This is a genomic window from Persicitalea sp., assembly GCF_041751555.1.
Classification (GTDB): Bacteria; Bacteroidota; Bacteroidia; order Cytophagales; family Spirosomataceae; genus Persicitalea.
Genome location: NZ_JBGSXF010000582.1, coordinates 1 through 14213 on the forward strand (window position 1 = coordinate 1; position 14213 = coordinate 14213).

Genomic DNA, 14213 nt, shown 5'->3' on the forward strand with positions numbered 1-14213 from the left:
CCAAGACTTTATCCGTCGAGTACTTCAATAGCGGCGAAAAGCTGATGGACGCGCTTGCTGCTGGCTACCCCGCTGACGCAATTGTAGCCAGCGTTGAGAAAGGTGGATGGGAGGTACTCAAGACGGTTCGTTCGAACGACAAGTTATCGCAGATCCCAGTTATTATGCTGGCGAAAGAGCTTTCGCCTGAAGTAATACAAGCAGCAAGAGCGCAAAGGGCCGACGACGTTTTTGATGAAGATTTTATCGAAGGAGATCTTGTTCGCAGGCTACAATTTCTTTTGCGGCGGAAGTGGTACGCGACCGACCAGACCACGAAGATAGATCACCACCTTCTTATCAGCACGCCCCTGTGGAAGCGTGCCAGTGATGTTATGCTGATTGGCATCGCCCTACTGTTACTCTCTCCCCTCTTCTTGTTGGTGGCTCTGGCCATTATGCTTGATTCCAAAGGTCCGGTTTTTTACAAATCGAGACGAGCCGGCAGCGGCTTCAAGGTGTTCGACATGTATAAGTTCCGCACTATGAGCTCGAACGCTGACCGATTGGTGAAAGAGATGGCCTCGCAAAATATCTATGATCGCCCTACCTCACCGGTTTGCACGAACGAGCTCTCCACACTTTGCGTAAGTTGTCAGGAGAAGAACCTTGGCGCGTGCCAACAGCAGTTGTTTTTTGACGGACGGGAGGTGTGCGAGCAGACTCACTTGATGGAACAAAACCAGAAGGCTGCTTTTGTCAAGTTCCAAGACGATCCCCGAATTACGAAAGTTGGACATTTTCTGAGAAACACCAGTCTGGATGAGTTACCTCAGCTTTTGAACATTCTGCGGGGCGACATGTCCTTGGTCGGCAATCGCCCGTTGCCCATCTACGAGGCTGAGAAACTGACTACCGACCAGAAAGTTGTAAGGTTTGCGGGACCAGCAGGATTAACGGGCTATTGGCAGGTCACGAAGCGCGGGAAGGGCGAAGCTGATATGTCGGAAACCGAGCGGATTGAAATGGACATTTATTACGCAAAGAATTTCTCCTTTTGGTTGGACTTCAAAATCATGCTGAAAACTTTTCCAGCCTTGATTCAGTCCGCTAACGTCTAATAAGTTTATTTAGGATACTTTGACCCAGGCATCCCGGTCAGAGTCGTAGGTCTTCACGACTCTGGCCGGGTTTCCGACGGCGACCGAGTGATCGGGAATGTTTCTGGTCACGATGCTCCCGGCCGCCACCACACAGTGCTTGCCAATCGTCACCCCGGCGGTAACCACTACGTTGGCTCCCAGCCAACTGCCGTCTCCAATTACGATCATTTTCTTTTCGATGGGTTGATCTTTGATCGCTGTGCGAACGTCTTGGTACGCATGGTTAAGTCCACTCACCACGACATGCTGCGCCAGGATAACTTTGTCGCCAATAATAACTGGGCCGATAATTGCATTGCTTAATCCAATGAGTGAGTCGCAACCTATTTGCACATCCCCCACTCCATTATTTATTACCGAAAAGTCTTCAATGATTGTCTTCTCTCCAATGACTAACTTATTGAATGGAACGACATCCATCCTCACCGAACTTCGGATACACACATTACGACCAAGCGTATGGTAAAAAGGATTTAGCAGGACGTTGACCCAAGGCCGTGGCCGAGGATCATTCAGGGGAAAAAGCATTCGATGTGTGATTCTCTTTAATTTAGCATTGCCGAGAACAAACTTTTTGATACTCATAATTCGTAGAAAAAAAGTTATAAGACAAAATTCAAGTCAACGTTATTGTACACTAGACCAAATAAACCGATTGATGGTTACGTTTTTATCCGCACAACACTTTCGCAAAAAAACCGGCCTGAGCAGTTTGCAGAAAATTGCGTTTTACACCTTTATGGCATTATTCTTGCTTGTGATCGATTCACCTGTTTTCAGTCAGGACGAGATAGAACTTCAGGACGAAATTTCTTATCCGCTCCTGGAAAGACTCCTTACAACCGCTCGCGCCAACTACCCCACTCTCAAAACCTACGATGCCCGGATCGGAATTGCCGAGAAAGGAGTGAAACAGACGCGCCTGTCGTACTTCGATATTTTCTCCTTCTCCTACCTGTTTTCTCCGTTCGGCGGTCAGGCAGCCATCAACCCCAATCAGTTAAACGGCTACCAGTTCGGTTTCTTTGCCAACATAGGTAGTTTGCTCCAAAAGCCGACGCAAGTCAGGCAGGCCAGGGACCAACTACGGGTGGTGGAACTGGAAAGGGACGCCTATCTGCTCAACCTGGACGCCGAGGTAAGACAAAGGTACTTCCAATACGTGAAAGCCAAAGCGTCATACCGGATCATCGCCAAGTCGGTCCTGGATGCCCAGAGCCTGGTCGAAGATGCCAAGTACCGCTTCGAGCGGGGGGAAATTCCTTTTGAAACATACAGCCGAACCTTGTCGGAAAGATCGATCCGGCAGCAGGGCAAGGTGGCGATGGAGGGCGATATTTTGATCGCCAAAAGCAGATTGGAAGAACTGCTGGGCAAACGACTGGAAGACATCCGATGAACGAACTAACCCATTTTCTGAAATTCCTGGGAAGAAGGCTTCCCTTCTTGCTGGCCATCCCGCTGGTGGCGATGGCGGTGTGCTATTTCCTGGTGCGCCAACTACCCGATACCTATGTCTCGCAGGGCCGCGTGGCGACGGGCATCGTCGATCAATCCAGCCGACTTGTCGTTAGCGAACTGCTGGTGCAGGAGTCGGAAATCAACCAGAAATTCGACAACCTGATCCAGATGATGCAGATGCGGAAGGTCATCGACCAGGTTTCGCACCAGTTGCTCATTCACGACCTCACGGCTCCCTGGGATTCGCTCTTCAAAGTACCCTCGGAGAATTTGCAAAAACTGACTCCGGCCACCAAGCGAAAGGTCGCGGATTTCTTGGGGCAAAGTACCGACTCATTGCAGAGCCGACCATCCGACAAGCTATACCAGGCCCGGATGAAATCGGTGAACGAACTCCTGGGAAGCATGGGCTACGACGCAGCGTCCCTGCTGGAAAAGCTGAGAATCGAGCGGCTGCTTACCAGCGACTACCTGCAGGTGGAGTATGAGGACGAAGATCCGCGACTGACGGCCTTCGTGGTCAATACATTGTTTACGGAGTTTCAGAAAATTTACGCCCAGCGGCTGCTACAAAACAGCAACCGCTCGCTGGTCTTCCTCGAAAACCTGGTGACGCAGAAGCGCGACGCCCTCAATGGGCGCATGGACGCGCTCAAGAACTTCAAGATCAGGAACAATGTCCTTAACCTGGATGAGCAGGCTAACGGTTTGTACGAGCGCATTCTCGACTTCGAGTCCCAGCGCGAAGTAGCCAAGAAAGACGTGACCGCCTACCGGGCCGCCCTGAACAACATCGACCAGCGTTTTGACCCCAAGGATCGCCGTTATCTGGAAAGTAGCTTGGCCGAGGCCAACCAACGCATCACCCGCACCCGGAACGAGCTGCAAAATGCCAACGACCAATACATCAAAAGCAACTTCGCGCCCAGGCTTAAGGCGCGGGTCGATTCGTTGCAGGAATCCCTGACCCAGCAGATGCGCAGCTCCACCGACGAGTCGGTTTACAATCCTTTGTCGGCGAAGGCTGACCTGGTCAGCCGCAAACTGGAAATGGAAATCGCCCTGGAACTGGCCCAAAGCAGCATTGCCTCCATAGACGCCGAGGTGAATCGACTGGACAACAAATTCAACCGGATGGTGCCCGAAGAGGCTAGCATCCAGCAGCTTGAAGCAAGCATCGAAATCGCCAGCAAAGAGTACACCGACGCGCTGCAGCGATACAACGACGCCCGGCTGGAATCGTACTCGCCCGGCACGCTGACCATCGCGCAGCGGGCCGCCCCAGGCGAGAAACAGCCATCCAAGAAGGTTATTTTGGTACTGGTGGCGGGTGTAGCCGCCTTTCTGCTTTGTCTGCTGGCTTTTTCCCTCACTTACTTCCTGGATAATTCCGTGCGAACGACCGCCCAACTGGCCGACGCCACGGACTTGCCCGTGCTGGGCCGACTCAACCGGATTTCGGACGGCAAAGTACAGGGATTGGACGAACTGGAAGCCTCGGACGAATCCACCCTACTCTTTAAAGACTTGGTGCGCTCGCTTCGCTACGAAATAGACGAAGAAGCCGCCAGCCCTAAGGTAGTGGCCATTGCCAGCCTGCACGATCAGGCCGGAAAAACCGATCTGGTATATGGCCTGGCCTGGGCCTACGCCCGCATCAACCAGCGCGTACTGGTGGTCGATGGCAATTTCAGCCAGCCCACTATCAGCCTCCAGGCTGAGGCTAAGGCCGATCTGGGGGATTACTTTACCCGTGAGGATTCTTACCTTTACCCCGATAAAGTCGATTTCCTGGCTACCGTTGGGGGCGATGTTTCCCTGCTGGAAATTGCCGATGAGAAAATCCTGCGGGAGAAATTTGCCCATTTGAAGGAGCAGTACGATGTGGTGCTTGTCGAAACCCCGGCCCTCACGGCTTCCAACCAAACCAAAGAATGGCTGTTGTTCGCGGATCGGATCGTGGTGGTGTTCAAATACGGCGAAACCTTCGGGGCCAATGATAAGAGCAAGCTAGATTACCTCAGAAGCCGCGAGGGACAACTGAGCGGCTGGGTACTTACCGGAACACCCGACCAGATAGAATCCCTGGGCCGGGTTCTGAAAAAGATTTGATGATGCAAATCCTGTTCTATTTTTTTTTGCTGATACAGGCAGTCGTGGGCATCAATCTGGTTTTTCCTCTGATTCTGTACGGGATTTATTTATTTAAAAAAAACCCTAGACACGCTCCGGCCAATACCCCGCCAGAGGCCGATTACGCCATCATCGTGACGGCCTACCAGCAGACGCACCAACTGCCGGAAGTTATCGAGTCGTTGCTGCGGCTTCGCTACGACAACTACCACATCTACCTGGTGGCTGACAACTGCGACCCCGCCGAACTACCTCTGGAAAATCCCAAAGTACGGGTACTTCGTCCCGAAAAGGTACTTTCCAGCAACACCCGCTCCCATTTTTACGCCATCCGCCGCTTCGTGCGGCCACACGAGCGGCTGGTCATCATCGACAGCGACAATCTGGTGGAATCGGACCTGCTATATCAACTGAATTTGCTCTTTGACCGGGGCTTTCAGGCCGTGCAGGGCGTCAGGGAAGCCAAAAACCTGGATACTGACCTCGCCCGGCTCGACGCCGCGCGGGATATTTACTACCACTTCTACGACGGCAAGGTACTTTTCGGGGCAGGTTCGTCGGCTACGCTGGCCGGGTCGGGGATGGCCTTTCGCGTGGATTTGTACGAGCAATGCCTGGGCCACCTTGACGTCGAGGGTGCGGGCTTCGACAAGGTACTTCAGGCCGAAATCGTGCGGCGCGGGCAACGGATTGCCTTCGCCCCGGAAGCTGTCGTGTATGACGAAAAAACGACGGGTTCGCAGCAACTAGTCGGGCAGCGGGCGCGATGGATCAATACCTGGTTCAGGTACTTTTCGTCTGGTTTCGGTATTTTGGGCCGGGGCTTACGGCGGTGGAACAGGAACCAGATTCTGTTCGGAATCGTGCTGCTGCGGCCCCCGCTGTTCCTTTTTTTGCTAGTGGGGGTACTTTTCGCGCTCATCGACTTGGTAGTTTTCCCGACCCTAACTTTACTTTGGGTGGGCGGACTGGTACTTTTCATATTGGGTTTTTGGCTGGCCCTGCGCCAGTCGCGGGCCGATTCCCGCATTTATGCGTCTCTTGCCCAGATTCCCCGTTTTGTATTTTACCAAGTGTCCGCTTTGTTGAAAGTCAAGAAAGCCAACCGCATCTCGGTCGCCACTCCGCATGGGGAAATCGACGCTTCTAAGTCCAAAACTTAAAATTTCCGACCTGCGCATGAAAATTTATCCCAGAACTGAACAAAGTGAGCGAAAAAAGCGGCTGTCCGGCCTGCCGCTGCTAGAAATCATCCAGCGATACTTAGCAATTATACTGGCCTTCGCAAGTACGTATCTCTTTTTTGTAAAACTCGTTTTTCTCTGACGGAACAGGCTTGTTCCGCTACCAACTACCTATGTCACCAAGAGCTTTTATAAGAAGAAGCATCTGGGAAGAAAAATTGCTCAATCCGTTTGGGGCGGGGCTACTGGCTTTGCTGGCGGTCGGCGTCGCCTGGGTGGTGGGGCAGTACGGCTTGCTGCCTGGCCTGCTGCTGGTTGCGGCTATCGTAGGCATTCCTACCTTGTATGGCACCGTCGCCTACCCCAAGCAGGGTATCGTGATCCTGCTGGTTGCCTCTTTTTTACTTTTCTATGTCATCCGAATGGGGATTGATTTTCCCGTCGGGACGGTAATGGACGGCCTCGAATGGCTGCTCGTTCTGGGGACGATTCTGGCCCGCCGCCGAGTGACGGGGCCTTCGGTTTTCGGCAGCACCATTGGCTTCATCATTCTCGTCTGGGTACTTTACACGGTGCTGCAAGTCCTCAATCCCTGGGCTGCTTCAAAGATGGCCTGGCTCTACACTGTCCGCACTGTGGGTGCGGTGACGCTGATGTATTTCGTGTTCGTGGCGAACATCGATTCGGTCAAGTACCTCAGAATGCTGATCTGGCTGTGGATAGGGCTGGCCCTGGTGGGCGCGCTATACGGTTTCAAACAAGAACTACTCGGCTTTACGCCCGCTGAATTCCAGGAACTGATCTCGGACCCAAAAATGATCGACCTGCTGTTCATCGATGGCCACTGGCGCAAGTACTCGATCTTTTCCGACCCGGTGGCCTTTGCCTACAACATGGTCATGGTGGCGTTGATCTGCCTTAGCTTGATTCAAATCCATAAAGGCTTTCTTCAAAAGTCGGCTCTGATCCTCATCGCGTTATTTTGCGTAGTCGCCATGCTTTTTTCGGGAACGCGAGGCGGGTACGTGCTGATTCCGGCAGGTTTCGTACTGTTCTTTATCCTTCGTTTCAACCGTACTTTGCTGATGCTGGCGGCAATTGGTGCTTTCGCTTTTATCATCCTGATCAAAATCCCCACTGGTAACCCTACTCTGTACCGATTTCAGACGGCCTTCAGACCCACTGACGATCCTTCCTTTAACCTGCGCACCTATAATCAAAAGCGCATTCAGCCCTACATACAGCAGCACCCTTTCGGCGGCGGACTGGGAGCGACGGGCGTGTGGGGCGTCCGGTTTGCCCCCGACTCGTTCCTGGCCAGTTTTCCGCCCGACAGCGGCTACGTGCGCGTGGCGGTGGAGATGGGCTGGGTGGGGCTGCTGCTTTTTTGCACCCTGATATTTATCATACTTAAGAAGGGTATCGACCACTTTTTCCTTATTCGCAACGAAGAGCTCAAAGCCTACTGCTTGGCGATGACGATCGTCGTCTTCGTGTTGGGCATCGGCAGCTATCCGCAGGAGGCTATCGTGCAGTTCCCTTCCAACATCCTTTTTTACTTAGCGGCCGCGATCATCCAGGTTTCCTTGCAGCTCGACGCGACGGTAGCTGCGCCGGATCTGCCTGAGGAAGAACGGTCCGGACTCACTCCCGCCGATTCAGGCGCAGGAACTGGTAGGAATTTTTCAGCCATCGGAACCTGAGGTACCCGAAGCACAGGAGCCGAATCAGAGGGTTGCCCGATCGCCGCCTGAAAGTAGAGCGTGTAAGGCGTCGCAACGGCGTCCTAGCCTGTGTTGGTGTTGTTGCCCAGGGCCAGGTTGGTGGTGGTGACAACTAGCTGAAACTGAAACCTACCGCGCAAATCAGCCAGCCAACTAGCGTGTTGGCCCTTGCTGTAATCGTCCGACACGACGATTTTGGTGAAGTGGCAGTTAAATTCCCGGAAAACCGCTAGCAGGCGTTCCCGCGATAGGCTCCGGTCGAAATTCATAATCAGAAGCATAACTTTGGGAAAATCGAACGATTCTGGGTGCATGGGGTAAGAGGGTTAGTAGAAATTCGACTTATTTGCACATTCCTTTATCCGTATACTATGATTTCGTGGTTGTTCAGTAAAATTAGCGGATTCTTCGTCCGGGTCAGATATACTTCGGTGGAGGGCGGAATCCGGGCTTACTATAAAACCACCGTGGTTTGCAAGCTTACGCAGCTCAAATACGTCTGGCGTGATTATGTCTCGAAAAGACCCTACAAAGAACTGGACTTTAGCGGAGAATTCGCCCCCGAATTACAGTTTGCGCTACCCTTCGCGTATTGGCACTACAAAAACGGTACCCTAAAAAGCACCGTCTCGTCGCTCCACACCAAAGAAATGTATTTTTTTTCTCCCCAACATCAGGAAAAGCACCTCACCCGCACCGACCAAGGCAACTTCAACTACGAAATGCCCCGCGTGCTCTACAGCCAGGACTATGACCTAAGCAAGTGGGAGCAGGTGCCGCTGAAGGTACGCTTTCGCAACTCCGTTTACGTGTTCGACAAGCCAGTCGTGGTCGTGGCCAACCGATACAACTCCGAGTGGGACGGAGCGCCCGTCAGCTATTTGGGGATCGACCTGCTGGATTTTTTGTTCACTCAACTCAAGACTCGCTACACCATTCTGTATAATCGGCCCCGGCCCCAAAACATTACGATGGACAACAGCGACGTGTACGATCTCAATGAGATCGGCTGGATCAAAGAAATGCACCCGGAGGTCGTACTCATGGATGACCTGTATAAGGAAAACAAGGCAAACGCCAACAATTTCAACCACTTCCAATTTTTGGTGTACGCCAACACTGACCGATTCGTCTCGGTACACGGTGGCACGGCTACGTTGGCGAGTTATTTCGGGGGAATCAACATCATTCTCTCTAAAAGAGGCCCCGAGCACCATTTCGGCTGTTACGAAAAACTCTACCCGCAATTTTCGGGAGCCACCATTCTGCATGCCACGACAGACGAAAAAGTGATGGAATACGTGCAGCGGCACTACCTCAACTTCGAAGCCCCTACCCTATGACGGAAACCACTCCCAAGGGGAACTACTGGCTGGTGTCGGGATTTTTGACGATCCTCCAGAACTTTTCGGGGGTTTTCTTCGGTTTTGCCAGCTTCTACGTGCTGGTGCGCAGCCTCAGCAAATCGGATTATGGCGCGTGGGTGCTGTTCATGTCCACGATCATGATTATGGAGTCCATCCGTAGCGGACTGATTCAGTCGGCTCTGATCCGGTATCTGGCGGCCAACGATCCCGAACAGCATCCCCTCATCCTGACGGCCTCGACGTTCCTTAGCCTGTTGATTACCGTTGTTTGCGTGGCACTCAACCTGCTGTTTTCGGGGTATCTGGCCGCACTTTGGGACTCCCCTCAGTTAGTCGATCTGTTTCGGGTCTATAACATCGGATTCATCCTTTCGGGCGTGCTTAACCTGTTCAACTATCTGGAGCAAGCCAACATGAGCTTCAAGGGTATTTTCATCACCGGTCTGGTCCGGCAGGTTTTCTTTTTTCTTTTTGTAGGTATCACTTATTACCTCAATTATCCGGTACAACTCATCGAACTGGTCTGGGTGCAGGTGTTCAGCGTGGTAGCGGCCACGCTACTGGCCTATTTCTTCGTTCGCGACAAGCTGCGGTTTTCGCGGTCGGTCAGCCGTGCCTGGGTGGAAAAACTGTTTGGCTATGGCAAATACGCCTTCGGGACTTTTGTAAGCTCGATGCTGTCCGGTACTTTAGACCAAATGATGCTCGGAGCCATGCTTTCCCCGGCTGCGTCGGGAGCCTATAACATCGCTGTCAGGGTCGTCAACCTGGTCGATGTCCCCACCAACGCGATGGCCGTCATCGTGTTTCCGCAGGGCGCCAGACGCATGGCGGAGGAAGGGAAAAACGCCGTCAAGTACCTTTACGAGAAATCAGTCGGCACCACGCTGGCCATTCTGGTGCCCATGGTGTTGTTCCTGTATTTTTTTGCCGAGTGGACTATCGAAATCATCGCGGGCGGGCGATACGCCGACTCGATTCCGCTATTGAAAATTACGCTGCTGTACTGCGTGTTCAATCCGTTTGGCCGCCAAACAGGCACCATTCTCGAATCGATGGGAAAAACCAGATTGGCCTTTTTTCTGGTTTTGATCAGCATGATCACCAATTTGGGGTTAAACTTCGTATTTATAAAAAATATCGGGGTAATGGGCGCGGCCTACGCCACGCTGACATCCAGTATCATAGGTTTCATCATCGCCCAAATCGTCCTTAAAAAGGAAGTCTCGATCAACTGGCTGAACACTTTTATTTATATGTACCGTTTTTATCCCGAGTTTTTCAGCCAGTACGTTCGCCCGTTTCTGCGCAAAGCCTGGGTCAGAGTAAACAACCGTTGAACGCAGTTGAAGAGGAAATCGTCTGCGAGCCAATCTACACACACTATGGATTTGAAAGGACAGGACATCGTTATTTTCAGTTTGTTCCGCTTCGATGCCGAAATCGAATCTACCTCTTTTTTCCTGGCTAAGCAGTTTGCCAGAGAAAATAACGTTTATTACTTTGACAACCCCTATACCTTTAGTGACCTGCTCAAGAAGCAGAACTCACCTGCTTATCAGAAAAGGCGTGGCTATTTTGGTTTGTTCTCTGATAAGTCGCTCAAACTCCCCGGAAGTACGATCGAGATTTTTATCCTCCCGATTCTGCTGTCTATTCATTTTCTACCAGAAGGAAAACTGTACCGTGGTTTATTGAAGGTAAACGAGTTATTGATCCGTACCAAAATCCGGCACGTTCTCAAAAAAAGGGGCATTACTGATTATATTTTCATCAATTCATTCAATTTTCACTTTCCAGGTGTTTCCAATACACTGACCCCTCAACTGACTGTATACCACTGTCTCGATCCGGTCTTCGGAGATTTCAATGGCCGCCATGGCACGATTTCGGAACATATTCTGGTGCGAAACGCTGACCTGGTGATTTGCAGCAGCAAGCAGTTGTTCTTAGAGAAAAGCACGGTGAACCCTAATACCTATTTCGTACCGAATGCCGCCGACCTGAAACACAGCCGTCGGGCGCTGAATCCCGAATTGCCGCTTTCGCCGCTACTGGCTAACGTGCCGTCTCCTGTTGTCGGCTACCTCGGCAGCGTGGATCACCGAATGGATTTTTCGCTCTTGGAATATATAGCCGGAGCCCACCCGGATAAGAGTTTCGTATTGGTTGGTCCGGTGTATGGAGATCTACCTGAATCTATTGAAAGAACGCCCAATATCTATTTTCCTGGCAAGGTAAAGTTTGCCGACGCACCTGGCGTGATAAAAGGCTTCGATCTGTGCGTTATTCCATTCAAAAAAGACGAACACAGCGCGACGGTTTTTCCTCTGAAACTGTTTGAGTACTTGGGAGCAGGTAAGCCCGTCATTATTTCTGACTTCAATCCCGATTTAGCCGATTTCACGCTTCACGCGGCGACGATGTGCACCAGTAAAGCCGCATTTGCCGATGCCATTCAGGAGTGTTTGGAAAATGATTCTGATGAGCGGCGAGCGGAGCGAATAAGCGTTGCTTCGCATAATACCTGGGAACGCCGAGCCAGCGACATTGCTGAGTTACTTGCTCGCGCACTCCGGCGGCTGACTAATCCTGTAACGTAGATTTCAATTCCCGCAGCCCGGCCGATAACTCCTCTTCGAGTTTAGACAACATCTCCGCCAGATTATCTGGTGCGGCCTTACTAATCAGGCTATTTTCAATCTCCTGAAATTTGGTAGCTGACGAAAGTAGGGCCACCGAAATCAGGGAAGAGCGCAATTCGTGAATCACTTTGCGAAGGGCCACGTAGTCCTTTCTTTCCATGGCCTCAAAAATTTCCGTGAACTGTTGTGTGCTGCCACTCGCAAAGAGCTCAATCAACTCCTCACAAAGCGTTTGATCGCCCGCCGTAATTTCCCTTAAATAGGCCGTATCGACCAACGACTGTGTTGAGGCGAGGACAGGCTGGGTCTTTTTCTCCGAGATGGAATAGAGTTCCGCCTTCTGCGTCAGCCTCCTAATTTCCCGGAGAAGGTCTGCTTCTTTAAAGGGCTTAGAGATATAACCGTTGGCGCCTATCCGTACCCCTTCTTCCTTTTCTCCCACCATCGCGTGCGCAGTCAAGGTGATAATGGGGATATCCATGCCCAGCTTGTTTCTGATCTCCTGAATGGCGGTGTAGCCATCCATAATCGGCATTTGCACGTCCATAATAACAATGTCGAAGGACTCCTTTTCCAACTGCTCGATGGCTTCCAGCCCATTATTGACCATCGTGACTTCAGCACCAGTCCGGTCAAATATCGCTTGAAGTAGTTTCTGATTTAAGGCGTTGTCTTCGGCGGCAAGTATCTTTAGAGAATCCAGGTAGTCGGGGACTGACAAAGCCAGATCGGAGAATTCGGGGCTGACCGGTTCGTGCAGAACTACAAAGTCGAACTCTAGGGTAAATTTGGTTCCCTTGCCGACCGCACTTTCAAGCTTTAACTCTCCACCCAGGAGTTTTACCAGCGCGCGGGTAATAGAAAGCCCGAGTCCGGTACCGCCGTATTTGCTGCTTGTGGTTTCAGAAGCTTGCACGAAGCGGTTAAAAATATGTTCCTGCCTATCTTCGGGAATGCCAATTCCGGTGTCGGTGATTGAAAACTGAATTCTCTGAGTGCTTTTTTGAACTTGGCTAAGGGTCTTTACTCCGAGTTTTACTGAACCTGTATCGGTGAACTTCACCGCGTTTCCGCACAGATTCAACAAGATTTGCGTGAGCCTAAGTTTATCTGTGACGATAGTTTCGGGCAGATTTTTAGCAAGGCATTGCTGATAAGTGATTTTCTTCTCAGTTGCTTTTTGCTTGACGATAATACCGACCGAATCAATAAGTTCCGTGATAGAGGTGGGTCGCTTGTCAAGGACGATCTGGTCAGCCTCGATTTTGGAAATGTCCAGCAGATCATCGATCAGTTCTAGCAGGTTGCGGCTGGCTATCTGGATATAACCGACGTATTCGCGCATTTTACCGTTTGTGCCTTCCTGTAGTAGACGATTGGTGAAACCCAGAATAGCGTTGAGAGGTGTGCGAATTTCGTGGCTTACATTGGAAAGAAAGATGTCTCTCGTCTTGAGGGACTGCTCAGCCAGGTTTCGGGCGGCATTGAGGTTTATGGCGTAAGCCTCTCGCTCGGTCACATTGCGAAAGGTCGAGATTGCCCCCAAAATTTTTCCGTCCAGTTCGTAAATAGGTTCGACGTTGGTCTCGAATTTGACAATTTCGCCCCCCTGTTTAATATCTATTCTATTGCCGATAGACTTATTTCCTATCAGTCCCTGGCAGATTGGCAGATTATTACTCCTGAACTTTTCACCCCGTTGTAAGGGATTGTATAGTGGCGTCTCGACCAATAACTCATCTAAACTTTGAATTACTTCGTTTTTGGCAATGCCAAGCATAGTGCGACCCGAAACATTGATGAACGTCACTTGTTTCTCGGGGTTAACGACTATGATTCCGTCAGGAATAGCTTCCAGGTACTGATTAAGCAGCCGTTCCTTCTGAAAAATCTCTTGCTTAAGAGCCTGTTGTTTTTTACGGTCAATAAATAGGAAATACAGCGATAACAGCGTGATTCCAAAACCCGCTATTCCCGTAATGATGATGTACATCGTGGCTCGCTGACGGTTTCTGTTGAATTGATTTCTTCGGGAAGTTAGCTCGATCCCCGCCTGGGCTTCAATTTCTTCGATCTTTTCGCTAATCCTTTTAAATAGTAATACACCTTGCCCGCCATTTACCAGATCGAAGGCCGTCTGGGGGCCACTCGTTCGGTAGGTAGTTATTACAGTCTGGGAAAAGTCGGCGAACTGCGTTGTCGTTGCCATCATTTCTCCAATGCGAATCGTTTGGAGTTCGTCATCTTCCAGCAAATTCAATAGAGTGTCGCTGATTGCAGTCAGTTGGGAGCGGGCATCGTTAATATCGGTTAGCAGCTCTTCGTCCCCCGTAATGAGGTACCCACGCATATCTGACTGGATATCCTGAACGGTCTGCTTATACCGCGCGGTTTGGTTGACCACATAGACAGTGTTCGTAACCAACAGGTTTTGTGACGAAAGGTGCCCAAGATTTTTATAGGTATAGGACAAAGACAGCAAAATCAGCAACATCCCGAGGGATATGCTGAAATAGGATATCATCCGCCTGTCGAAGTTGTTCAATTGAATCATAAC

At 51.0% G+C, this 14213-nt stretch carries 11 protein-coding genes; 8 read left to right on the top strand and 3 right to left on the bottom strand.

The window, feature by feature from the left end; translation table 11 throughout:
• A partial coding sequence (locus ACEW8P_RS20575; protein WP_373514952.1) for a sugar transferase occupies positions 1-1100 on the top strand: 1100 nt, incomplete at its 5' end.
• A gap of 9 nt (positions 1101-1109) precedes the next feature.
• Here the strand turns inward: ACEW8P_RS20575 and ACEW8P_RS20580 are convergent.
• Positions 1110-1670 carry a DapH/DapD/GlmU-related protein gene (locus tag ACEW8P_RS20580; protein ID WP_373514953.1) on the bottom strand — a complete coding sequence of 187 codons (561 nt, stop codon included), beginning with the start codon at positions 1668-1670 and terminating at the stop codon, positions 1110-1112.
• A 184-nt stretch (positions 1671-1854) separates the two neighbouring features.
• Here ACEW8P_RS20580 and ACEW8P_RS20585 point away from each other — a divergent pair, with 184 nt between their 5' ends.
• The 4 genes from ACEW8P_RS20585 (at position 1855) to ACEW8P_RS20600 (ending at position 7623) form a co-directional block, all read left to right on the top strand.
• Complete coding sequence (locus ACEW8P_RS20585) at positions 1855-2541, top strand: TolC family protein (protein ID WP_373514954.1); 687 nt, start codon at positions 1855-1857, stop codon at positions 2539-2541.
• Positions 2538-4715 (top strand): exopolysaccharide transport family protein, encoded by a 2178-nt coding sequence (locus tag ACEW8P_RS20590; protein WP_373514955.1) that lies wholly within the window; start codon positions 2538-2540, stop codon positions 4713-4715. The genes ACEW8P_RS20585 and ACEW8P_RS20590 overlap by 4 nt, the downstream gene beginning before the upstream one ends.
• Complete coding sequence (locus ACEW8P_RS20595; protein WP_373514956.1) at positions 4715-5899, top strand: glycosyltransferase; 1185 nt, start codon at positions 4715-4717, stop codon at positions 5897-5899. Before ACEW8P_RS20590 ends, ACEW8P_RS20595 begins: the two co-directional genes overlap by 1 nt.
• A 194-nt stretch (positions 5900-6093) precedes the next feature.
• Complete coding sequence (locus tag ACEW8P_RS20600) at positions 6094-7623, top strand: O-antigen ligase family protein (RefSeq protein WP_373514957.1); 1530 nt, start codon at positions 6094-6096, stop codon at positions 7621-7623.
• Positions 7624-7706: 83 nt separating this feature from the next.
• On the opposite strand, the gene ACEW8P_RS20605 is transcribed toward ACEW8P_RS20600, so the two are convergent.
• Entirely contained in the window at positions 7707-7958 is a 252-nt protein-coding gene (locus tag ACEW8P_RS20605; RefSeq protein WP_373514958.1) for a hypothetical protein, read from the bottom strand.
• Positions 7959-8015: 57 nt separating this feature from the next.
• On the opposite strand from ACEW8P_RS20605, the gene ACEW8P_RS20610 reads away from it, so the two are divergent.
• The 3 genes from ACEW8P_RS20610 to ACEW8P_RS20620 are packed head-to-tail and all read left to right on the top strand — an operon-like array spanning position 8016 to position 11614.
• Positions 8016-8987 carry a hypothetical protein gene (locus ACEW8P_RS20610; RefSeq protein WP_373514959.1) on the top strand — a complete coding sequence of 324 codons (972 nt, stop codon included), beginning with the start codon at positions 8016-8018 and terminating at the stop codon, positions 8985-8987.
• Complete coding sequence (locus ACEW8P_RS20615) at positions 8984-10351, top strand: flippase (RefSeq protein WP_373514960.1); 1368 nt, start codon at positions 8984-8986, stop codon at positions 10349-10351. The genes ACEW8P_RS20610 and ACEW8P_RS20615 overlap by 4 nt, the downstream gene beginning before the upstream one ends.
• 45 nt (positions 10352-10396) lie before the next feature.
• Positions 10397-11614 (top strand): glycosyltransferase, encoded by a 1218-nt coding sequence (locus tag ACEW8P_RS20620; RefSeq protein WP_373514961.1) that lies wholly within the window; start codon positions 10397-10399, stop codon positions 11612-11614.
• Here the strand turns inward: ACEW8P_RS20620 and ACEW8P_RS20625 are convergent.
• A complete protein-coding gene (locus ACEW8P_RS20625) occupies positions 11598-14210 on the bottom strand; it encodes an ATP-binding protein (protein WP_373514962.1) in 2613 nt (870 codons plus the stop codon). The genes ACEW8P_RS20620 and ACEW8P_RS20625 overlap by 17 nt on opposite strands.
• Between the last annotated feature and the right edge of the window lie 3 nt (positions 14211-14213).